The organism is Sphingobium chungbukense, from assembly GCF_001005725.1.
Taxonomy (GTDB): Bacteria; Pseudomonadota; Alphaproteobacteria; order Sphingomonadales; family Sphingomonadaceae; genus Sphingobium; species Sphingobium chungbukense.
The window spans coordinates 668,028-689,431 of the sequence record NZ_LBIC01000001.1; the positions used below are offsets into that span (position 1 = coordinate 668,028).

A 21,404-nucleotide genomic window follows, 5' to 3' on the forward strand; every position below is an offset into this window, starting at 1 on the left:
CCATCATGATTTTCGGGCGCATAAAGCCTCTGGATGCCATATTGGCCACGGCCGAGAAGAAATCGCTCGTCCGCACATTGGGGCCGATCCAGCTGACGCTGTTGGGTGTCGGTGCCATCATCGGCACCGGCATTTTCGTTTTGACCGCCGCCGCCGCGCAAAAGGCCGGGCCGGGCATGATGTGGAGCTTCATGATCGCGGGCGCGGTCTGCGCCTTCGCCGCGCTCTGCTATTCGGAAATCGCATCGATGGTGCCGGTTTCGGGATCGGCCTATACCTATACCTATGCCGTGGTCGGCGAATTGCTGGCCTGGATGGTCGGCTGGGCGCTGATTCTGGAATATGCGGTGGCCGCCAGCGCCGTGTCGGTCGGCTGGTCAGGCTATTTCATGGGGCTTTTGAAAAGTATAACCGGGCTTGAGCTGCCACAGGCCCTATCCGCCGGGCCGGTCTGGACGATGAACGGCCTCCTTCCCCATGCCGATTTCAGCCATGGCTTCATCAACATTCCTGCCATCTTCGTCGCGCTGGCAGTCACCGCGCTGCTGGTGATCGGCACCACCGAAAGCGCCCGCGTCAACGCCGTGCTGGTCGCGATCAAGGTGACGGCGCTCACCGCCTTCATCATCCTCACCCTTCCGGCGCTCAAGACCGGCAATTTCTCGCCCTTCGCGCCCAATGGCTGGTTTGGTCCGGAGGGCACGAGCGGCATGGGCATTGTCGGCGCCGCCGCCTCGATCTTCTTCGCCTATGTCGGCTTCGACGCTGTGTCGACCGCGGCGGAGGAAACCAAAAATCCCCAGCGCAACGTGCCGATCGGCCTGATCGGCTCGCTCGCGCTCTGCACCATCTTCTACCTGCTGGTCGCCGCCGGCGCGATCGGCGCGATCGGCGCGCAGCCCGTCCTCGGCCCCGACGGTTCGATCGTGGCGCCGGGTTCGCAGGGCTTTGCCGCCGCCTGCGCCACTGCCGCCCATGCCAAGGATCTGGTCTGCTCCAACGAAGCGCTGGCCCACGTGCTGCGCGAAATCAACTGGACGGTCGTGGGCAATGCGCTCGGCCTTGCCGCCAATCTGGCGCTGCCCTCGGTCATCCTGATGATGATGTTCGGCCAGACCCGCATCTTCTTCGTCATGGCGCGTGACGGCCTGCTCCCTGAAAAGCTCGCCAGCATCCATCCGAAGTTCAAGACGCCCCATGTCGTCACCATGGTCACCGGCGTCTTCGTGGCCATCGGGGCGGCGCTGCTGCCCGTCGGGCAGTTGGCGGATATCTCCAACTCCGGCACGCTCTTCGCCTTCTTCATGGTGTCGATCGCGGTGCTGGTGCTGCGCGTCAAGGAACCGGGCCGGGCGCGGCCGTTCCGTACCCCGCTGGTCTGGGGGATCGCGCCGACCGCGGCGTTCGGTTGCGTGTTCCTCTTCTTCAACCTGCCCGTCGATGCGCAGTTGGTGCTGCCGATCTGGGGTGGCCTCGGCCTCGTCCTCTATTTCATCTATGGTTATCGCAAGAGCCATGTCGGACGCGGCATCGTCGAAACGCATGAGCAGGATGTCGGTATTCCGCCGCTGCCGGTGCCGCCCATGCCGGGCGCGCACACGCCCGGCGGCCAGGACGCCTGAGCATATGGAAACGGGGCGGGAAACCGCCCCGTTTCTTTTTTAGCGTATCAGCTCGAATTCCGGATCGCGCAGCACCCCATGATGGGGCCGGGTGAACAATTTTCCCCTTTCGGCCCAGGCGACGATCAGGAAGGAAACCGAGCCGAATATGACCAGCCCCAGTGTCAGCGGCATCGTCGTCGCGTCGAAGGCGCGACCTACCATGCTACCCAGGGCGCTCGATACGGCGGTGGTCAGGAACGCCTGAAAGGAAGAAGCGACGCCCGCACCCCTCGCGAAAGGCTCCATCGAGATCGCGCTGAAATTGGACGCGGTGAAGGCCACCGTCATCATGGTCAGGGACTGTAGGATCATGAAGCTCACGATCGTCTCATATCCCGAGAGGACAACCGCCAGATGGGCCAGATTGATGAGCACCAGAACCAGCAGCGCCGTCTGGCTGAGGCGCCGCGCACCGAAGCGGGAGACGAGGCGGCTGTTGAGCAGGCTGCCGATCCCCATGCTGCCCGCGATCGCAGCAAAGGCGAAGGGAAAGATCTTCTGCGCGTCGAAAATGTCGAAGAAGATCTGCTGCACCGACAGGATGAAGCCGATCAGCCCACTCATCACCACGCCGCTCGCCAGCATATATCCGATCGAACTGCGCGTACGCACGATCGTGCCGACGGTCCGCCAGATCGCGCCCGCGTTCATGCGCAGCCGATTGTCGGGCTGGAGCGTTTCGGGCAAGCGGGTGATCATCCACAGCAGGATCAATGTCGCCAGGATCGCGAGCGCCCAGAAAATCCAGCGCCACGGTGCGATCCACAATATTGCCTGGCCGAAGGTCGGCGCCATCACCGGAATCAGCATGAACACGGCGAAGATCAACGACATCACCCGTGCCATGGCGTCGCCCTTGAAGCGGTCGCGGACGATGCTCACGGTGATGACCCGGCTCGCTCCCGCGAAGAAACCGGCGCAGGCGCGCCCGGCCAGCATCATGGCGAAGCTCTGCGCTCCGGCGCAGGCGATAGCGGACAGAATGAACAGCGCCATCGCGCTGCCCAGCACCCGCTTGCGCCCGAATCGGTCCGACAGCACGCCGAACAGCAGCGATCCGCAACCCAGCCCCAGAAAATAGACGCTGATGATCAACTGCCGGTCATTGGCATGGGGGATCGCCAGATCGCGCCCGATCTCCGGCAGGGCAGGCAGCATCGGATCGATGGACAGCGCATTCATCGCCATCAGGCAGGCGCAAAGCATCACGAATTCGCGGAAAGCTATGTCCTTTTTTGGGAGCGCCGTAGCGTTTTCGGGCCGATCGGTCATGGCAGGCGCTATGGGGACATTCACCGGTTGGCGCCACCCCTTTAGTGGGTGGGGGATGACGTTAACCCTTTCGGGCACACTATTTCCGTCATTCGCCCGACAATTCCCGAAATTGCCGTTAACCATTTTTTAGCCGCAGCCGGTGCAGCCTGTCGCCTGTCGAAAACCATCGTGACGATTCCACAGGGGAAATTGGGTTATGGCGAATAGTCTGAAAAACGCGCAATTTCTGATGGAAAGCCGCCTTTCCAATGCGGCGGGCGCAACGGCGGAAGCCTGTTTCGAGCTGGGTGTGGCCTATAGCTGCGGCACGGGCGATCTGTCGGTCGATCTGATCGAGGCGCATAAATGGTTCAACCTTGCGGCTCTCAAAGGCAGCGAAGAGGGCCAAGCCATGCGCGCGGAAATCGCCGGAGAAATGTCGGCGCGCGAAATCGCCGAGGCTCAGCGCCAGGCGCGCGCGGTGATCGCGATGACGCAGTTGCGCGCAGCCTGAACGGGCTCAGTCCGGCCGCGCATCCTCCTTGCGGAAGGGGGTCCGTTCGGTCAGCCAGTCTCGATCGCGCTGCACGCCCAGCCGCTCGGCTTCCAGAAAGTCGGCGACAGCCTGGCGGAAGCTTTCATTGTGGATGAAATGCGCGGAGAAGGTCGGTTCGGGCGCATAGCCCCGCGCCAGCTTGTGCCCGCCCTGCGCCCCGGCCTCCACACGTCGAAGGCCCCGTGCGATGGCGATGTCGATCGCCTGATAATAGCAAAGCTCGAAATGCAGATGGGGCACCTCCTCGGTGCAGCCCCAATAGCGCCCATAAAGCGCATCCGCGCCGATCAGGTTGAGCGCGCCCGCGATCGGCCTGCCATTCCGCAAAGCCAGCACCAGCAGCACCCGGTCCGCCATGCTTTCGCTCAGCATCGAGAAAAAGGCGCGGGTCAGATAGGGCCGTCCCCATTTGCGTGCGCCGGTATCCTGATAGAAGGTCCAGAAGGCGTCCCAATGCGCTTCGGTCAGCGCGTCGCCCGTCAGGTGGACGATCTCCAGCCCCTCCACGGCGCGCTCGCGTTCCTTGCGGATATTCTTGCGCTTGGCGCTCGACAGCTCGGCCAGGAAATCGCTGAAATCGCCATAGCCGCGATTGGTCCAGTGGAACTGGCTGTCCTCCCGGATCAGCCAGCCCGCCGCTTCGAACAGCGGCACCTGTTCCGGGGCGATGAACGTCGCATGGGCGGAGGACAGCGCATTCTGCTCCACCACCGCCTCGATCCCCGCGATCAGCGCCGGGGCGAAACCGTCGTCGCGCAGCAGCAGGCGCGGCCCCGGTACGGGCGTGAAGGGCGCGGCGATCTGGATCTTGGGATAATAGCGCCCGCCTGCCCGTTCCCAGGCGTCGGCCCAACCATGGTCGAACACATATTCGCCCTGGCTATGGGTCTTGCCGTAAAGCGGCGCGGCGGCAACGATCCGTCCATCCGGCCCGTCTATCACCAGTGGCAGGGGCTGCCAGCCGCTATTGCCGCCGACGCTGCCCGACCGCTCCAACGCGGTCAGGAAATCCCAGCAGATGAACGGATTGCCCGTGCCGGCGCAGGCATCCCATTCTTCGCGCGGCAACTGCGCCACGCCCCTGGCCACACGCGCCACGCATTCGGTCATGCGGCGGCCTCGAAAATGATCTGATCGGCGTGCAGCGCGGCTTGCGCGCGCTCCTCCTCGCTGCGCACGGTCCATGTCAGCACGGGCGTCCCCCGCTGGCGCAGGCGCGTGGACAGGGGCGAGGGCAGGTCGCGAATATCACAGGCGATAAAATCGGGTTTCGCTGCCCAAAGTGCAAGGGCACGGCCGATCCTCGCACGCCAGCCGCGCCTGTTCCGCTCCGTGACGACCAGCCCGCGCACGACATCGGACCGGTGGCGTGTGAACCATCGGACCGCCATGGGATTGAAGGACATGACCGCCGCCAGGGCCTTGGGACGTCGTTCCAGCTCTTCGGCCACCGCCGCGCAGATGGGGGCGACATGCCGCCCCTCGACCTTGATCTCGATGAGCAGGGGGACATCCGTCCCGCATATATGGAGCAGGTCGCGAAGGCGGGGGACGGTGCCGCCATCGGGCAACGTCAGCCGGTCGATCGTCGTGGCATCATGGTCGCATACCGCGCCCGCCGCGCCCGCCATGCGCTGGAGCGTGGCATCGTGGAAGACGATCGCCACGCCGTCGCGGCTGAGGCGCACATCGCATTCGATGCCGAAATGGCCGGCAATGGCGGCCGAGAAGGCCGCCATGCCGTTTTCGCTGACCCTCGCCCCATGCAGCCCGCGATGGGCGAAGGGGCGGGCGGTCAGGAAGGAAGGGGCATCAGGCCGGGCGGACAAGGATGATCGCGTCGATTTCGACCGCCGCGCCCAACGGAAGCACCGGTACGCCCACGGCGCTACGCGCATGTTTTCCGGCATCGCCGAAAATCTCGACCATCAGTTCGGAGGCGCCATTGGCGACCTTGGGCTGGTCGGTGAATTCGGGCGTGCTGCTGATGAATGCGCCGAGCTTCACGATCCGCTCGACCCGGTCGAGGCTGCCGAGCGCCGCCTTCATCTGGGCGATGAGGTTCAGGCCACACGCCCGCGCGGCCTTGACCCCATAGTCGAGGTCGCGGTCCTCGCCCAGCCGTCCGGTCATCAACTGGCCGTCGGACAGGGAAATCTGCCCGGAAATATGCAGCAGGCCGTTGGCCTCGACCGCTGCGACATAGGCGGCGACCGGCGCGGCGGCGGCGGGCAGGGTGATGCCCAGTTCGGTCAGGCGGGTTTCGATGCTCATGCGGAGACTCCTTGAATGGTCGGGAAGGTTTCAGGCGCCGGTCCGTCGGCCAGGCGGGCGGCGATCCAGGCTTCGGCGGCGGTCCAGCCGTCGATCCGGGCATGGGCGAGCGGCGCGGCGGCGACATCGGCGGCGATTTCCGGCTCACCCACCATATGCAGCCGCCAGACGCCGGGCGCATGATCCGCCACGGAGGCATGATGCTCCGCCAGATCGTCGATGAACAGGGCAACGCCAGGTTGGCGCTCAGCGATGATGGCGGCCAGCGGCCGGCCTTTGCCGCCCTGGTTCCAGTGGACCGGGAAGGGCAGGCCATGGGACGCAAGCTGCACCTCCCTCTGCCGGTGATGCCGTTCGGTGATGTTGGTCAGGACGACGATATCGGCGATTTCTCCCAAGCGGCCGAGCGCCTCCACGGCCCCCCCGATCGGCGTCTGGCGATGCATCTGGGTATCGAAGAAGCCGATCAGCAACTCCCACACCAGAGCCCGTTCCAGCGGGAGGCCGCTGTCCTTGTGCCGCAAAGCCTCGGCAAAGCCGCGCTCGCGCATGTCGAAATGGACATTGTGCGTCTCGTCCAGCCACTCCCGGAACGGTACCACCATGTGCAGCAGCACCTCATCGCAGTCGGTGATGATCAGCGGGCGGTTCATGCTATGAGGGCCTCCTTCGCGGCGATCAGCGCTTCGGGCGTGCTGTCGATGCTTTCGGCGCAGGCGACCAGGTCGGGCTCATGATCGGCCAGGAAACCCAGCACCGCTCCCAAAATCGCCGGATCGCCCACGCCCGCGCGCAACGCGTCGGCATTCAGCCCGGTCAGTGCCAGCAGCCGGTCGGCCCGGCGATCGTCCGCCAATATCCAGGCCAGCGCCATCAGCGCGAGGATGGATGGCTCTCGCGTCTCGCCTGGGCTATGCCGCTTGCCATGGTTAATGTCGGGGCGCATGATTGTTCTCAACGAAGGGCGGGCTTAAGGGGGCACGCTTCCATTATTTTTGCGTATTTCTTCAAACTCGGGTGACTGGTGGCAAAGCGCGTGCTCGTTGTCGAGGACAACGAACTCAATCTCAAACTTTTTTGTGACCTGCTGCGCGCGCACGGGCGAGAGGTGCTGCCGCTGCGGGACGGGCGCGACCTGCTGGCACAGGCGCGGGAATTCCATCCCGACCTGGTGATCACCGACATCCACCTGCCGCATATCAGCGGGTTGGAACTCATCATCTCCCTGAAGCGCGACCCCCAATTGTCATCGGTGCCGATCATGGCCGTCACCGCCTATGCCGGGCAAGGCGATGAGGAACGGATTCGCGGAGCAGGCGCCCAGGCCTATGTGTCCAAGCCGATTTCCGTGCTGCGCTTCGTCGAACAGGTGAACGCGCTGCTCTAGCAGGCGAGCCAAGCCTGCCATGGGCTATATAGTCCTTGAGCGCATCATGCTCCTGCCTGCCAGACACTCAAATACTGCCGCTCCGCTTTCCATCTCCTCCGGTCGCCTGTCGCCGGACAGTCACGCGGCTTTCATCAATCCGTCTCGCCGTTGCAGCCTTGGCGTCATGTCGCTCTGCCATGCCCCCGAACCGCAAGGGCGCGGCGTTCCGCCGACACCCGAAATGCACACAGGGGTATCATCCATGTCTCATCTGACCGACGAGGCGCGCGCGGCCTTTCGCGATGCGCAGCCCAAGATCGCTTCCGGCGACGATTGTCTGGAGGCGATCGTCGCCGCCAATCCGGCACGCCGGACCGTGTTGAAGAACGGCCTGCTGGGCCTGTCCATGCTGCCGATGCTGGGTGCGCTCGCCGCCTGCGACGATGACGGCAATGCCGCGTCGCCCACCCCCACTCCGACCCCCACGCCTACCCCCGCCGCCAGCTATGCGATCAGCTTCGCATCGGTCGCGATCAACACCAACGACACCGTCACGGTCCCTGCGGGCTATACGGTCGACGTGCTGCTGAAGGCGGGCGATTCGGTCGAAACCGGCACCGCTTATGCGCCCGGCAGCTTTCCGACCAGCGCGACCCAGACCAATCTCTGGGCCGGCGGCAATCATGACGGCATGGAATTTTTCGACCTGTCGGGCGTCGATCCCAATAGCGGCGGCCTTCTGGCGATCAACCATGAACTGCCCGACTATAACATCCTCTTTTCCAGCGGCAGCTACAATGCCGGCACCGCCACCGCGGCCGATAAGGCCATCGCCCTGTCCGCCGTCGGCGTCTCGGTCGTGGAAATCGCCAAGGGCACGGACGGGAAGTTTGCGGTCAAGGCGGGTTCGCGCTTCAACAAGCGCTATACCGGCAATACCGACTATCGCGCGGGCGGCCCCGCTGCTGGCCTGCTGTCCTCGACGATCAGGGGCACACTGAACAACTGCTCCTCGGGCCGTACCCCCTGGGGCACCTATCTCACCTGCGAGGAAACGACAAACAACTATATCGACACGACCCAACCCAACAATCATTATGGCTGGGTGGTCGAGATCGACCCCTACCAGGAACTGGCCGCTCCGACCAAGCGCACCGCCATGGGCCGCTTCTCCCATGAAAATGTCGCCTATATGACCGACGCCAACAACCGTGTCGCCTTCTATATGGGCGACGATTCGACGCCGGGCTGCATCTACAAGTTCGTGCCGGACCGTGCCTTCAGCACCAGCAACCGCGCGTCGAACATCGACATGCTCGATTATGGCACGCTCTATGTCGCGCGCTTCAATGCCGATGGCACGGGCGAATGGCGCGCGCTGGTGCAGGGTCAGAACGGCCTCGTCGCCAATGCCGTCGATCCCGGCAATGTCAGCCAATCGACCACGCCGCCCACCCCGACCACGGTCAGCTTCAACAGTACCGCCGACATCCTCATCAACACCCAGTCGGCCGCGCGCGTCGCGGGCGGCACGCTGATGGATCGTCCGGAATGGATCACGGTCGCGCCGAACAAACAGGCGATCTTCGTGACGCTCACCAATAATGGCGGCCGCCGCGTCACCGACAACGCCAACCCGCGCACGACCAACCTGCACGGCCATATCCTGAAATTCCGCGAAAACGGCGATTCGCCGCTCGCCACCCGCTTCACCTGGGAAGTCTTCCTGCTGGCGGGCAATCCCAATCTGGCCGAAGCGAACCTCAAGGGGAACATCAGCGGCGATTATTTCTCCAGTCCCGATGGCCTCCGCATCGATCCGCAGGGCCGTCTGTGGGTCGAGACCGATCATAATCTCACCGGCAATGCGGGCACGCTGAACGGCGCGGCGGTCACCATGACCCAGGCCTTCGGCAACAATTCGATGTATCATGTCGACCAGATCAGCAAGGCGTCCAAGCGCTTCCTGGTCGGCCCGGAAGGCTGCGAGATCACCGGGATCGCCTATACGCCGGACCTCAAGAACTTCTTCATCAACATCCAGCATCCGACCAAGAACTGGCCGGTGTCGGGTCAGCAGCCGCGGTCGTCCACGATCGTGGTCCGCCGCACCGACGGTCAGCCGGTCGGCAATTGATCGGCAGTCCTCCCGGCCTTCGGGTCGGAAGGACAAGCGACAAGGAAAGGCCCGTTCCCTTAAGGGGACGGGCCTCTTCGTTCGGGCGTCATGCCACGAACCCAGATGTCGTCAGGCGGCGCAAGCCGCCGTCAGATCACTTGATCTTGGCTTCCTTGAACTCGACATGCTTGCGCACGACGGGATCGTACTTGCGGAAGCTCAGCTTCTCGGTCTTGGTGCGCGGATTCTTCTTGGTGACGTAGAAGAAGCCGGTGTCAGCCGAGCTGACGAGGCGAATCTTGACGGTTGCTGGCTTGGCCATGGCCTTAGTCCCTGGTCGTGAATATCGTGAAAAAGAAGAGCGGCCCCCCAAACCTCTTTCAAGGAAGGGACCGCCCCGTTTCAGCGGCGGCTCATGAGGGAGATTCGGGATGTTGTCAAGGCTCGTGGCCGAAATCCCGCTGCCATGCTACACTTTACGCGGCCTTAACCGGCTTCGGCCTATAGCGGAGTCGGAGCTAAGGGACGGGGAGTCACGCCATGCGCCATGATCCGATGTTGGCCATTCTTGCTGATCTGCTGCGGCGCGTCGATGGACTTGCGGGGGAACGGGGGCATGTGTCCGTGCCGCGGTTGCGCGATGAAATCGACCAGATACGTCATGTCGCACGCGCCTTCCACATCGATTCGGTCGAGGGACTGGCCGGGACGCTGCAATCCGCGCTGCTCTTGCAGGGCGCCGGGCCGGTGATCATGTCCTATCTCGACCTGATGCGCGAAGCGATCGCGGCGGAACTGCCCGACGCCCAGGTCATTCCGATGCCGGTCACGGCCAGCGTCACGCACCTGCCCGCCTGAACCCGAACCGGACGGCTGCTGAATGGACGCATTGCTGATCGCGTTGCTCGGCAGCCTGGTGGGTGAGATCGGGGACAAGGGCCAGTTGCTGGCCCTGGCGCTGGCCGCGCGGTTCCAGCGGAACGGCGCGGTGATCGCGGGCGTCGCCGCCGCCGCCATCGCCAACGCCGCCATCGGCGCGGCGGCGGGTGCCTTTCTGGCGCCGATGCTGGGGTCCGACGCGCGTCTGCTGTTCCTGGCGCTGGCACTCATCTTCCTGGGGGGCGGCATGTTGTGGCCGGTCGGACCGCCCGATGTCCTGGCCAACTGGCGACTGGGGCCGTTCCTCACCACCGCGCTCGGCCTGTTCATCCTGGGCTTTGGCGACGGCGCGCAATTTCTGATCCTGGCCATCGCCGTCCGCACGGCCGATCCCTTACTGGCGGCAACCGGCGGCGCTATCGGCATCATCGCCGCGACCGTACCTGTCGTGCTGTTGCGTGATCGGTTGTTCAAGGCGCTCCCGCTGCGGGTCATCCGGCGCGGTGGTGGCGTGCTGATGCTGGTCATCGGCCTTGCCGTAACAGTGTCTGCGCTGCATCTCGCCTGATCGAATCCGTCCATCAGACTGACCGAAACTTCCGCGCAAAATTCATTGTTTGGGATGGCACCTTATCGGTAACAGATCATTATATCTCCGAAACCAAGTCCCCTAGCAGGAGCCAAGCATGACCTCCCCCGACCTCAAGACCCCGACGGATCTTCGCAGCAACGCGACCAAGTCGGTCGCGCAGGCGCTGAACGGCGTGCTCGCGGACAGCTATGCGCTGTATTTCAAGACCAAGAATTTCCACTGGCACGTTTCCGGCCCGCATTTCCGCGACTATCACCTGATGTTCGATGAACAGGCCACGCAGATCCTCGCCACCACCGACCTGATCGCGGAACGGGTGCGCAAGACCGGCAACACCACGTTGCGCTCGATCGGCGACATTGCGCGGCATCAGACGGTCGTCGACAATGACGCCGACTATGTGGCCCCCGCCGATATGCTGAAGGAACTGCGCGAGGACAATCTGAAGCTGGTCGAGGCCCTGCGCGCTGCCAAGGCCGCCGCGACCGAAGCGGGCGACAATGCGACAGAGGGCATCATCGACGATTGGACCGACCAGGCCGAGGAACGCGCCTGGTTCCTCTTCGAGGCCGGCCGGAACGCTTGATCGAACGAAAGCCCTCCAGCGCAAACTGGAGGGCTTTTCACTGTAAGGTGGAATTACTCCTCCACAATGGCCTCTATCGCGACGATTGCGATGGCACCCGGCTTGCCACCGAAATCGACACTTTCGCCTTCCTCGGCATCCATCATCGCGCGGGCGAGCGGCGCGGAGAAGGCGATGCGCCCGGCCGCCGGTTCGGCCTCGTCGTCCCCGACGATGTCGATCCGCTTCTCCCTGCCGTTCAGCCGGTAGGAAACACGGCTCCCGAACGCCACGGTCTCAACATCCGGCACCGGCCGCACTTCCGCCGTCGCCAGGCGCGTCCGCCAGTAACGCAATTCGCGTTTCAGCTTCTTGGCATCCTCCTCGGCCATGGCTCCGGTATCGACCGCCTCCAGCGCTTCGACCTTCTCCCGCGTCAGCCGCAGGCCGCGCGCCGTCACCCAATTGGGACCGGGTGGCAAAGGAATCTCGAACGTGGGTTCCAGATGCTCCTCGTCGCTCTCGCGACGAAAGGCGACACTCATTGCACTCTCCTACTCAAAACGCTTGTTCGCGCTTGAACGAGGTCGAGATTGCCGATCTTCTTTTCAAGGGAAGGGCCGGGCTTCGACATCGTCCAGCCCGAACAAGGCTGGCTTCTAATCTTCGTCGAATAGTCCGGCGAGCTGCTCCACCATGGTCCCGCCCAGTTGTTCGGCATCCATGATGGTCACCGCGCGGCGATAATAGCGCGTGACGTCATGGCCGATGCCGATGGCGACGAGCTGTACGGGCGAGCGATTCTCGATCCACTCGATCACCTGCCGCAAATGCCGCTCCAGATAGGTGCCGCTGTTCACCGACAAGGTACTGTCATCGACCGGCGCGCCGTCGGAGATCACCATCAATATGCGGCGTTCCTCGTTGCGCGCCAGCAGGCGATTATGCGCCCAGAGCAGCGCCTCGCCGTCGATATTCTCCTTGAGCAGCCCCTCGCGCATCATCAGGCCCAGATTCTTGCGCGCCCGGCGCCAGGGTTCGTCGGCCTTCTTGTAGATGATGTGGCGCAGGTCGTTGAGACGTCCCGGCATCGGCGGACGCCCGGCGGCCAGCCAGTCCTCGCGGCTCTGCCCGCCCTTCCAGGCGCGGGTGGTGAAGCCCAAAATCTCGGTCTTCACCCCGCAACGCTCCAGGGTGCGCGCCATGATGTCGGCGCTGATCGCTGCAATGGAGATCGGCCGCCCGCGCATCGACCCCGAATTGTCGATCAGCAGCGTCACGACCGTATCGCGGAACTCGGTGTCCCGCTCGATCTTGTAGGATAGCGAGCGGGTCGGATCGATCACGATCCGCGCCAGTCGCGCCGCGTCGAGCAGCCCCTCTTCCTGATCGAAGTCCCACGACCGCGATTGCTGCGCCATCAGCCGCCGCTGGAGCCGGTTGGCGAGCTTCGTCACAGCGCCCTGCAAGCTCACCAATTGCTGGTCGAGGAAGCCGCGCAGCCGCAGCAACTCATCCTCGTCGCACAGATCGTCGGCGGTCACGACCTCGTCATGCAGCAGCGTATAGGCCTTGTAATCGAAGCCCGGCGGCAGGTCGCCCATCGGCCGGTTCGGGCGGACCGGCATCATGCCTTCCTCGCCCATATCGTCCGCGCCTTCTTCGCTGTCGGCGTCGAACTCGTCGCTATATTCGGTCTCGCCCTCTTCGGTGTCGCCGCCCTGATCCTCGGCGCGCGCCTCGGCAAAGGCGTCGCTGTCGCCCGCCTGATCCTCGCCGCTGTCGCCGTCTTCCTGTTGCTGCTCCTCGTCCTCGCCCTCTTCTTGCGGCTCGGAGTCATCGGTTTCGGGTGGCACGTCGGCGTCGATCAACTGGAGATGCTCCAGCATGGCTGAGGTCAGCTTCTGAAAGGCGCGCTGGTCGTCGATCGCCATGGCCAGCGCATCGAGATCGGCGCCCGCCTTGTCCTCGATCCACTGGTCGACCATCGCCAGACCGGCCCGCACATCCTTGGGCGCCACCTGCCCGGTCAGCCGCTCGCGCACCTTGAGCGCCAGTGCCGTCGACAGGGGCACCTCATCGGCGGAACGCGCCCGGCGGATGGGATCGGACTTCAATTTGAGGTCGAGCGCATGGTTGAGGTTCGCCCTTACCCCCTCCATCGCCCGCGAACCGATCGCCTCGACCCGCGCCTGCTCCACCGCGTCATAGACCGCCCGGGCCGTTGCATCGGCGGGCGCCGCGGCATTGTGGATCTTCGCATTATGGTGCCGCAACCGCAGCGCATTGGCATCGGCAAAGCCGCGCGCCAACGCCACCTGTTCGGCGGGCAGGTTCCGCCCCGGCGTCGGCACCTTGATCGCTTTGCCCGCCATATGCGGCGTGTCGGCGGTGAAGTTCACCTCCACCTCCGCGTCGCGCGCGATCGAGCGCGCCGCGCCGGACAGCACATCCTTGAAGGCATCGAGGGGCGAACGGTCGGCCATCAGTCGAGCAGCATTCCACGCATGGCATCGCGCGCCGCGGCGTCCACGCTCAGCACGTCGTTCAGATAGCCGTCCACGCCGCCATGCTTTTCATCCAGCGTCGCGAACAACGTATCGAGATAGACGGCTTCCGCCCTCAGCAGCGGTTCGAGCATCGCGGTCTTGGCCAAACGCATCCGCGCCACCAGCGTGTCGCGCTGCGCCAGCAGCCAGTCCCAATCGGCATGGGCGTTGGTCGCCAGATAATCCTGAACGATGGTCTGGCGTGGTACGCCCAGCGCCGCCAGGATCAGCGCCGCGCCGACCCCGGTGCGGTCCTTGCCCGCCGAACAGTTGATCAGCAAAGGCACGCGCCCATCCGCGATCCGTGCGAACATGGCGCGATAGGATTCGGCATGGTCGACCGGGATGACGCGATAGAGGGCGATCATCGTCTGTCGCATATCGTCCGCCGTCGCGCCGTCGCGCTTCAGCATCTCGCCCAGCAGCCCGCTGCTTTCCGTATAATCGCGGCAGAAATAATCGACCTCCGCCCCGTGCCAGCGCGTAGGTTCGGCGGTTCGCTCATTGCCGCGGCGAAAATCGCAGATCGCCCTGATGCCGAGCGAGCGGAGATGGTCCGCATCCCCGTCCGTGAGCAACGCCATCGTCCCCGACCTGTAGAGCATGCCGCGCTTCACGCAGCGCCCGTCCGCGGTCGCATAGCCGCCGAAGTCGCGCAGGTTGAAAGCGCTCTCCAAAGGCAGTCGGCCATGCTCCGGCGTCAGGGCGAAAGCTTCGCTCACGGCCGCTCGCCTTCCCCGACATAGGGCACGGCGACGGTCTCGATCTGCGTCTCGACCTCGCTCATCAGCTTGTGCACCGGGCATTTCGCGGCGACGGCGATCAGCCTGTCATGCTGCTCATCGGTCAACGGACCGGAGAGCGCGATGCGCGTCGTCAGCTTGTAGATGCCCTGCCGCTCCTGGCTCGCATCGCGCACCACGCCGACATGGATGCCCTCGACCGGAATGCCGTTGCGCTGCGCATACCAGAGCATGGTCATCGCCTTGCACGCGCCCAAGGCCGAATCGTAAAGATCATGCGGGTCCGGCCCGGCATCATGACCGTCCGGCGCCGTCATGTCCGCGATCAGTTCATGCCCGCGAATGCTGATCCGATGGGCGGTTCCGCCCGCCGGATCGATCCGTTCGACGACGATCATGGCTTTTTCCTCCCTGTAGGGTTCAGGCCGCCCGGTGCGCGACGCTTTCGGGCAGGTCCTTGCCGAAGACGCGTTGATAATATTCGGCCACCAGCGGCCGCTCCGCCTCGTCGCATTTGTTGAGGAAGGACAGGCGGAAGGCGAAGCCGATATTCTTGAAGATCAGCGCATTCTGTGCCCAGCTTATCACGGTGCGTGGGCTCATGACGGTCGAGATGTCGCCGTTGATGAATCCCTGGCGGGTCAGTTCCGCCACCTTGATCATATTCTCGACTTCCTTGCGGCCGCCCTCATGGTCGTACTCGCCGGACTTGGCGAGCACCACCTGCGCCTCGGTCGCCGCGGGCAGGTAATTCAGCGCCACCACCAGGTTCCAGCGGTCCATCTGGCCCTGGTTGATCTGCTGCGTGCCGTGATAGAGGCCAGTCGTGTCGCCCAGACCCACGGTGTTGGCGGTCGCGAACAGGCGGAACCAGGGATTGGGCCGGATCACCCGGTTCTGGTCGAGCAGCGTCATCTTGCCGTCGGTTTCCAGCACGCGCTGAATCACGAACATCACGTCCGGGCGGCCCGCGTCATATTCGTCGAACACCAGCGCCACCGGCCGCTGCAACGCCCAGGGGAGCAGGCCTTCGCGGAACTCCGTGACCTGCTGGCCTTCCTTCAGCACGATGGCGTCGCGGCCGACCAGGTCGATGCGGCTGATATGCGCGTCCAGATTGATGCGGATGCATGGCCAGCGCAGGCGCGCCGCGACCTGCTCGATATGGCTCGACTTGCCGGTGCCGTGATAGCCCTGCACCATCACACGGCGGTTATAGGCAAAGCCCGCCAGGATCGCGAGCGTGGTGTCCGGATCGAACACATAGGCGGGATCGAGGTCGGGCACCCGTTCGTCAGCCTCGGAAAAAGCGGGGATCTTCATGTCGACATCGATGCCGAACACGTCGCGCGCATCCACTTCGCGGTCGGGCGAGGCCAACAGCGTTTCGGCGCGGGTATCGGGCTGGACGTTCGGGATGTCGGTCATTTCTCTTGTCTCTTCGAGCGGTCTGGTCGGCACTGCCCTAGCCATCAGGGACGGGCATGTCGATAGAGTGGGGCCTTAAGCCGTCGGGATCAAGCGGCCCATTCGGCCAAATTGGCCTCCTGCCCGATCAGCGCCAGTCCATGGGCGATGGAGGTCAGTTCGCCGCCGGTCGCGATATGCTCCTTGCCGAAACGCCGGTCGAAAATCCGCCTGATCGCGGGGATCAGCGACGTGCCACCGGTCAGGAACACCCGGTCGATGGCATCGGGCGCCACGCCCGCCTTGGCGAGCGCCTTGTCCACCGTCGCCTCGATTCGGGCGATGTCGGGCGCGATCCAGCCTTCGAAATCGGCGCGGGTCACTTCGGCCTCGATGGCAAGCCCGCCGCCCTCGAAGTGGAAGGTCGCGCTCTCCGCCTCCGAAAGCCGCCGCTTGAGCGATCCCACCGCGTCGTAGAGCGGATAGCCCAGTTCTTTCTCGATCACCGTGATCATCCGCCCGATGGCCGCCGGATCATTCGCCGTCTTCTGCAAGCGCGCCAGTTCGTCCATGGTCCGCCGGTTGCGCATCAGCGCCAGCCGCGACCAGTCGGCAAAATCCGCGAAATAGCTGCGCGGTATCTCCAGTTCCTTGCCGAAGCTCTGATAGCTCCCGCCCTTGCCCAGCATCGGCAGCACCAGATGATCGACGATCCGATAGTCGAACCGATCGCCTGCAAGGCCAATACCCGCCGACCCCAAGGGCACGCAGCGCCGCGCAGCGCCCGGCGCCTCGACCCGCACGATCGAAAAGTCGCTGGTGCCCCCGCCAAAGTCCGCGACGAGGATCGTCGCCGCCTTGGTCAAGTGGCTGGCGTAGCTGAACGCGGCGCCCAGCGGCTCGTAGACATAGTGGATTTCGTCGCCAAAGCCCGCGAACATGGCATCATAGCGCCGCCGGGCCAGTGCCTCGTCGGGCCGCGCGCCAGCATATTCCACTGGCCGACCGACCACGATCCGCTCCGGCCGCCGGTCCAGCCTGCCCCCCGCATGGCCGACCATGCGGGAAAGGAACATCTGTCCCAGTTCCTCGAAGCGGAAGCGCTTCTCGAACACGCTGGCGCTTTCGAAGATCGGGCTGGCCGCCACCGACTTGAAACTTTGCAGGAAACGGCTGTCCTCCGGATATTCGAGATATTCCGCGATCGCCCACGGCCCTGCCTCATGCGCCATGCCGCCCTTCACATCGCCGTCATGCCAGAAGCAGAGCGCCGAGCAGAACACCGCCCCCGCCGCCGCCTTCCCCGAAAATTCCACCAATTCGGATTCGTCGTCCTCGGCAAGTGCGGCCACGCTGTTGGTCGTGCCGAAATCAAGGCCCAGGGCGCGGGGCGTCATCATGAAATTCTCCGGGAGCTAAGGGGTCGGCGCCTATGGCAGCGGTCGCGATCGGGGGCAAGCCCGGACATGACGGTAGGAAATTCGCCGCCTGATCGCTATCGCGACTTCATGGGGCCGATGACATTATTTCTCATATTTCTGCTGCTGAACGGCTGGACCATGCTGCGCTTCCGGCAGGACAAGGCCGCCGCCATCGCGGGACGGCGCCGCATTCCCGAGGCCGATCTGCTGGGCCTGGCGTTGATCGGCGGCTCACCGGGCGCTTTGCTCGCCCGGCATCTTTTCCGTCACAAGACGCGCAAGCAGCCCTTCTCCATGCTGTTGCAACTGATCGTCCTCGTCCAGTTGGGCCTGATCATCGGCTGGTTACTGCTCTGAGGGATCAGGCGAAAACCTCTGTCTTGCGGAGCAGTTGATACGCCTCGATCACGCCTTGCAGAGAGGCTTCATGGCTTCGATCCCCGCCATTGTGATCGGGGTGATAGCGGCGGAGCAATTCGGTATAGCGCTGGCGCAGGGCCTTGCGATCCGCATCGATCGGCAATCCCATGACTTCCAGCGCCCTGCGGTCGTCCCGCGACAGGAACTTCCCGTCCTGGCGCACCTGATTGTCCGCCCGCGCCTTCGCCACACGTTCCTTGAACTTGGCGCCGATGGCATCCAGCGGGTCCTGAAAATCCGACCATTTGGGCGGAGGACTGGCGGCGTTCGAGGAAAAGGCCCGCGTCTCCCGCTCCCACCCGGCATAGGGGCGCTGGGCGGCATTGATCTCCTCCGGGCTCATGCCGGTGAAGAAATTATAGCCCTGATTGAATTCCCGCACATGGTCCAGGCACAGCCAGCGCCAATTTGGTCCCTCCCTGTTCGCACCGCTCCCTTCCAGCGGCGGCGCGCGGAATTCGCCCTGTTCCTCGCAGCCGGGGACCGCGCACGGACGGTCGCTTTCCACGCGGCCATGGAAACGGTTGAAACGTCGGGTCGAGAAGGGATCGCTGGCCAAGATTGTCCTGATGAAACTGTGGGCAAAGGGTCTATATAGGCGCCATGACCGACCTTGTTAAAGGCCCAGTGGCCACCGAAATCGAAGCCCGGCTGCGCGCCGCCCTCGCTCCCGAACGGCTCGCCGTGATCGACGACAGCGAAAAGCATCGCGGCCATGCGGGCCATGACGGATCGGGCGAAAGCCATTTCACGGTGGAGATCGTCTCCGACCGCTTCAAGGGCCAGAATCGTGTCGCCCGCCAGCGCCTGGTCAATGCCGCGCTGGCCGATCTGCTGCGTGAGAAAGTGCACGCCCTCGCGATCAGGGCTCGCGCGCCCGGCGAAGCATGACACCATAGGCGCCCCCATGCGTTGTTCCGCCGCTCAAGGAGGCGCAACCCATGGCCTATGACTTCTGGTATTGGTCCACCATCCCCGGTCGGGGCGAGTTCGTCCGGTTGACCTTGGAGGCGTGCGGCATCGCCTATCGCGACCGTGCCCGCGTCGACGGCGACGGAGCGCTGATGGCGGACATCGAACGCCACGACGCCGGCCCGGCCTTCGCCCCGCCCTATCTGGTAACGGACGGCCGCACCGTGGCGCAGACGGCAAACATCCTCTTCTATCTGGCCGAACGCCATGAATGCGGCCCCGCCGGCCTCAAGTCCCGTTACTGGCTCGCTCAGTTGCAACTCACGATCATGGACATGGTGGCGGAGGTCCATGACGTGCATCATCCGGTCGGTGTCCATCTCTATTATGAGGATCAAAAGGCCGAAGCCCTGCGCACCGCCCATGGCTTCCGCGCAAGTCGCATCCCCAAATTCCTCACTTATTTCGAGCACGCGCTGAGCGCCGATCCGGGCGACTGGCTGGCGGGGCCGCGCTGGAGCTACGCCGACCTCTCGCTCTTCCACCTGATCGCGGGCTTGCGCTATGCCTTCCCGCTGCGCATGGCGACGCTGATGCCTTCCTTCCCCCAGCTTTCCGATCTGCACGACCGGGTTGCGGCGCTCCCCGAATTGCGGGACTATCTGGCGAGCGATCGGCGCCTGCCCTTCACCAACGAAGACATCTTCCGTCACTATCCCGAACTGGACGCAGCATGACTCCCACCGACCCGATCATCCAGACCATTACTCCCACCAGCCATAATCTGGGCGATTTCCGGGTCCATCGGTCGCTGCCGGCCAAGGAACGCACCATGGTCGGCCCGTTCATCTTCTTCGACCAGGCCGGGCCCGCCCGGATCGAGCCGGGGCAGGGGGTCGACGTGCGCCCGCACCCGCACATCAACCTTGCCACCGTCACCTACATGTATGAGGGCAGCTTCCTTCACCGCGATTCCCTGGGCACGGAACAGTTGATCGAGCCGGGCGCGGTCAACCTGATGACCGCGGGCAAGGGCATCGTCCACAGCGAGCGCTCGCCGGACACGGATCGCATGAAACTCTCGAAGCTCTCCGCCATCCAGACTTGGCTGGCGCTGCCCGACCGCTATGAGGAAATGGACCCCGCCTTCGAACATGTCGGCGAAGGCGGCCTGCCGATCATCGATTGCGGTCATGCAAGAGCGCGGGTGATCATGGGCAGCCTCTGGGGCGCGACGTCGCCGGTCACCACCTATGCGAACACCATCTATGCCGATATCCAGCTTTCGCCCGGCGGATCGGTCCCCATCGATGCGGAGGCGGAGGAACGGGCGATCTACGTCTCGGGCGGGGACGCGGCGCTGGATGGGGTGATGCTCCAGCCCCAGACGCTCTACGTCTTGCGCCCCGGCACCCGCGCGACGCTGATGAGCGTGGACGGCGGACGTGTCGTGCTTTGCGGCGGGGAGGCGTTCAAAAGCCCACGCCATGTCTGGTGGAATTTCGTCTCCTCCACCAAGGAACGGTTGATGCAGGCCCGTGACGATTGGGAAGCCATGCGCTTTCCGCTGATCCCCGGCGACGATCAGGAATTCATCCCCATCCCGCAAGGCCGCCCGAAGACGGTGAGTTATCCCTGATCGACATCGCCCTTGGAGAATTTGGCATGCTCCTGCCGGCACAGGAGCATGCTGTCCTTAAGCGGTGACGCGCTTATGATTACTGCACGAAGGTCAGCGACAGATTTTCGGCATTTTTGGGGATGTCGATCCGGCTCTCGTTGATCGACGCTTCCTCGCCCGGCTTCAGGCTGGTCCGGTCCGCCTTAGTCGTCCAGCTGAATACCAGCCGGTTCTGCCGGTCGCGCAACTGCACCAGTACCGGCGGCACGGGCAACTGCTGTTTTCCGCTGTTCACGATCCGCGCGCCGAAGGCGAAATATTCCTCGCCGGTCGGCAGCTTGCGCCGCTCGGCGGGCTTGGAGAGATAGAAGAGCAGGTCGGGATCACCCTCTTCGGGCACCAGCCCCAGATTGACCGCCCAACTCGGCGTGCCGAAATACCAGAGCGCTCCGCCCGCAGCCCCGATCGCCAGGCAGAACAGCAGGGCAGCATAGGTCCAGATTTTCAGCCGGTTGCGGCGTGGCCTGACCGGCGCTGGCGTGGGATCGGCCCGATCCTCCAGCGCCTCGGCCTCGGCGCGGCCGTAAATATCGTCGAAGCGATAATCAGCTTTGGCGGTGACGGGCGCTTCCGCCGGCGCCGTCACGGGCTCGGCTTCTTGCCGTGTCGGTTCGACCTGCGGCTCGGCCACGGGAGCCACGGCTTCCGCAACGGGCGGAGGCGGTGAAGGCGGCGGCGGGGGAGGAGGCGGTGCAGCCGCTTCGGATCCACCTGCCGTCACCAGCGCTTCTTCTCGCGGGGCGAGCGTGGCGCCTTCCTGGAACCAGCTATGTTTGCAGGCGGCGCAGCGAACCTGGCGGCCGTTCGGGCCGACGGCGCTGTCCGGCACGATATAGCGCGTGGCGCAGTTGGGACACACCAGGATCATGACGCTTCATAGGCATGAGTTGGATTCGAGGGCAAGCGGCTTCGACATGCCATCGAATCGAGGCGCGACTCGCGGGAAGAGGCCGCATGGGCTTTACGGCCGCCCGTCCGCTGTGCCATGGCTGTACCCAA

At 64.4% G+C, this 21,404-nt stretch carries 26 protein-coding genes; 11 read left to right on the top strand and 15 right to left on the bottom strand.

What is annotated here, in order from left to right; genetic code table 11:
* The first annotated feature begins 5 nt into the window (after window positions 1-5).
* Window positions 6-1,622, top strand: a complete 1,617-nt coding sequence (locus YP76_RS03280) for an amino acid permease (protein ID WP_046762145.1) — start codon at window positions 6-8, stop codon at window positions 1,620-1,622.
* Between the two features lie 39 nt (window positions 1,623-1,661).
* On the opposite strand, the gene YP76_RS03285 is transcribed toward YP76_RS03280, so the two are convergent.
* Window positions 1,662-2,936: a multidrug effflux MFS transporter gene (locus YP76_RS03285; RefSeq protein WP_046762146.1), complete on the bottom strand. Its 1,275-nt coding sequence runs from the start codon at window positions 2,934-2,936 to the stop codon at window positions 1,662-1,664.
* A 199-nt stretch (window positions 2,937-3,135) separates the two neighbouring features.
* Between YP76_RS03285 and YP76_RS03290 the strand changes: the two genes are divergently transcribed.
* A complete protein-coding gene (locus YP76_RS03290) occupies window positions 3,136-3,432 on the top strand; it encodes an SEL1-like repeat protein (RefSeq protein WP_046762147.1) in 297 nt (98 codons plus the stop codon).
* A gap of 6 nt (window positions 3,433-3,438) precedes the next feature.
* On the opposite strand, the gene YP76_RS03295 is transcribed toward YP76_RS03290, so the two are convergent.
* Genes YP76_RS03295 through YP76_RS03315 form a run of 5 tightly spaced genes read right to left on the bottom strand, consistent with a single transcriptional unit; the run spans window position 3,439 to window position 6,694 of the window.
* Window positions 3,439-4,584 (bottom strand): GNAT family N-acetyltransferase, encoded by a 1,146-nt coding sequence (locus YP76_RS03295; RefSeq protein ID WP_046762148.1) that lies wholly within the window; start codon window positions 4,582-4,584, stop codon window positions 3,439-3,441.
* The gene (locus tag YP76_RS03300) at window positions 4,581-5,303 is read right to left on the bottom strand and encodes a glycerophosphodiester phosphodiesterase family protein (RefSeq protein WP_046762149.1); all 723 of its coding nucleotides are present in this window, start codon (window positions 5,301-5,303) and stop codon (window positions 4,581-4,583) included. Before YP76_RS03300 ends, YP76_RS03295 begins: the two co-directional genes overlap by 4 nt.
* Entirely contained in the window at window positions 5,287-5,748 is a 462-nt protein-coding gene (locus tag YP76_RS03305) for a RidA family protein (RefSeq protein ID WP_046762150.1), read from the bottom strand. Before YP76_RS03305 ends, YP76_RS03300 begins: the two co-directional genes overlap by 17 nt.
* A complete protein-coding gene (locus tag YP76_RS03310; RefSeq protein ID WP_046762151.1) occupies window positions 5,745-6,401 on the bottom strand; it encodes a hypothetical protein in 657 nt (218 codons plus the stop codon). The genes YP76_RS03305 and YP76_RS03310 overlap by 4 nt, the downstream gene beginning before the upstream one ends.
* On the bottom strand, window positions 6,398-6,694 hold the full coding sequence (locus YP76_RS03315) for a DUF3572 domain-containing protein (protein WP_046762152.1): 297 nt from the start codon (window positions 6,692-6,694) through the stop codon (window positions 6,398-6,400). The genes YP76_RS03310 and YP76_RS03315 overlap by 4 nt, the downstream gene beginning before the upstream one ends.
* A 78-nt stretch (window positions 6,695-6,772) precedes the next feature.
* Between YP76_RS03315 and YP76_RS03320 the strand changes: the two genes are divergently transcribed.
* Both YP76_RS03320 and YP76_RS03325 read left to right on the top strand, forming a co-directional pair.
* Window positions 6,773-7,135, top strand: a complete 363-nt coding sequence (locus YP76_RS03320; protein ID WP_197707380.1) for a response regulator — start codon at window positions 6,773-6,775, stop codon at window positions 7,133-7,135.
* Window positions 7,136-7,379: 244 nt separating this feature from the next.
* Window positions 7,380-9,254 (top strand): PhoX family protein, encoded by a 1,875-nt coding sequence (locus YP76_RS03325; protein ID WP_046762154.1) that lies wholly within the window; start codon window positions 7,380-7,382, stop codon window positions 9,252-9,254.
* Between the two features lie 136 nt (window positions 9,255-9,390).
* Here YP76_RS03325 and rpmG read toward each other — a convergent pair whose 3' ends face one another.
* Window positions 9,391-9,558: a 50S ribosomal protein L33 gene (gene rpmG / locus YP76_RS03330; RefSeq protein WP_007687342.1), complete on the bottom strand. Its 168-nt coding sequence runs from the start codon at window positions 9,556-9,558 to the stop codon at window positions 9,391-9,393.
* A gap of 218 nt (window positions 9,559-9,776) precedes the next feature.
* Between rpmG and YP76_RS03335 the strand changes: the two genes are divergently transcribed.
* The 3 genes from YP76_RS03335 to YP76_RS03345 all read left to right on the top strand — a co-directional run bounded on the left by YP76_RS03335 (window position 9,777) and on the right by YP76_RS03345 (window position 11,293).
* Window positions 9,777-10,094 (top strand): hypothetical protein, encoded by a 318-nt coding sequence (locus tag YP76_RS03335; protein WP_046762155.1) that lies wholly within the window; start codon window positions 9,777-9,779, stop codon window positions 10,092-10,094.
* Window positions 10,095-10,116: 22 nt separating this feature from the next.
* Window positions 10,117-10,683, top strand: coding sequence for a TMEM165/GDT1 family protein (locus YP76_RS03340; protein WP_046762156.1), 567 nt, complete (start codon window positions 10,117-10,119; stop codon window positions 10,681-10,683).
* 118 nt (window positions 10,684-10,801) lie between these two features.
* Complete coding sequence (locus YP76_RS03345; protein ID WP_046762157.1) at window positions 10,802-11,293, top strand: Dps family protein; 492 nt, start codon at window positions 10,802-10,804, stop codon at window positions 11,291-11,293.
* A 53-nt stretch (window positions 11,294-11,346) separates the two neighbouring features.
* Here the strand turns inward: YP76_RS03345 and YP76_RS03350 are convergent, their stop codons facing one another.
* From YP76_RS03350 to YP76_RS03375, 6 genes are all read right to left on the bottom strand, one after another.
* Complete coding sequence (locus YP76_RS03350) at window positions 11,347-11,817, bottom strand: GreA/GreB family elongation factor (RefSeq protein ID WP_046762158.1); 471 nt, start codon at window positions 11,815-11,817, stop codon at window positions 11,347-11,349.
* Between the two features lie 114 nt (window positions 11,818-11,931).
* Window positions 11,932-13,758, bottom strand: coding sequence for a cobaltochelatase subunit CobT (gene cobT, locus YP76_RS03355; RefSeq protein WP_046762159.1), 1,827 nt, complete (start codon window positions 13,756-13,758; stop codon window positions 11,932-11,934).
* Entirely contained in the window at window positions 13,758-14,543 is a 786-nt protein-coding gene (locus YP76_RS03360; RefSeq protein WP_046762160.1) for a tyrosine-protein phosphatase, read from the bottom strand. The genes cobT and YP76_RS03360 overlap by 1 nt, the downstream gene beginning before the upstream one ends.
* On the bottom strand, window positions 14,540-14,962 hold the full coding sequence (locus YP76_RS03365) for an OsmC family protein (RefSeq protein WP_046762161.1): 423 nt from the start codon (window positions 14,960-14,962) through the stop codon (window positions 14,540-14,542). Before YP76_RS03365 ends, YP76_RS03360 begins: the two co-directional genes overlap by 4 nt.
* A 22-nt stretch (window positions 14,963-14,984) precedes the next feature.
* Window positions 14,985-15,992, bottom strand: coding sequence for a cobaltochelatase subunit CobS (cobS, locus tag YP76_RS03370; protein ID WP_046762162.1), 1,008 nt, complete (start codon window positions 15,990-15,992; stop codon window positions 14,985-14,987).
* A gap of 89 nt (window positions 15,993-16,081) precedes the next feature.
* Complete coding sequence (locus tag YP76_RS03375) at window positions 16,082-17,368, bottom strand: Hsp70 family protein (RefSeq protein WP_408640425.1); 1,287 nt, start codon at window positions 17,366-17,368, stop codon at window positions 16,082-16,084.
* A gap of 69 nt (window positions 17,369-17,437) precedes the next feature.
* On the opposite strand from YP76_RS03375, the gene YP76_RS03380 reads away from it, so the two are divergent.
* On the top strand, window positions 17,438-17,749 hold the full coding sequence (locus YP76_RS03380) for a DUF1294 domain-containing protein (RefSeq protein ID WP_232307429.1): 312 nt from the start codon (window positions 17,438-17,440) through the stop codon (window positions 17,747-17,749).
* Window positions 17,750-17,753: 4 nt separating this feature from the next.
* On the opposite strand, the gene YP76_RS03385 is transcribed toward YP76_RS03380, so the two are convergent.
* Complete coding sequence (locus YP76_RS03385) at window positions 17,754-18,371, bottom strand: J domain-containing protein (protein WP_046762164.1); 618 nt, start codon at window positions 18,369-18,371, stop codon at window positions 17,754-17,756.
* Between the two features lie 44 nt (window positions 18,372-18,415).
* Between YP76_RS03385 and YP76_RS03390 the strand changes: the two genes are divergently transcribed.
* Genes YP76_RS03390 through YP76_RS03400 form a run of 3 tightly spaced genes read left to right on the top strand, consistent with a single transcriptional unit; the run spans window position 18,416 to window position 20,363 of the window.
* Window positions 18,416-18,703 (top strand): BolA family protein, encoded by a 288-nt coding sequence (locus tag YP76_RS03390; RefSeq protein ID WP_046762165.1) that lies wholly within the window; start codon window positions 18,416-18,418, stop codon window positions 18,701-18,703.
* Between the two features lie 50 nt (window positions 18,704-18,753).
* Window positions 18,754-19,461 carry a glutathione S-transferase gene (locus tag YP76_RS03395; RefSeq protein WP_046762166.1) on the top strand — a complete coding sequence of 236 codons (708 nt, stop codon included), beginning with the start codon at window positions 18,754-18,756 and terminating at the stop codon, window positions 19,459-19,461.
* On the top strand, window positions 19,458-20,363 hold the full coding sequence (locus YP76_RS03400) for a pirin family protein (protein ID WP_046762167.1): 906 nt from the start codon (window positions 19,458-19,460) through the stop codon (window positions 20,361-20,363). Before YP76_RS03395 ends, YP76_RS03400 begins: the two co-directional genes overlap by 4 nt.
* A gap of 79 nt (window positions 20,364-20,442) precedes the next feature.
* Here YP76_RS03400 and YP76_RS03405 read toward each other — a convergent pair whose 3' ends face one another.
* Window positions 20,443-21,273, bottom strand: coding sequence for an MJ0042-type zinc finger domain-containing protein (locus tag YP76_RS03405; RefSeq protein WP_046762168.1), 831 nt, complete (start codon window positions 21,271-21,273; stop codon window positions 20,443-20,445).
* Window positions 21,274-21,404: the final 131 nt, after the last annotated feature.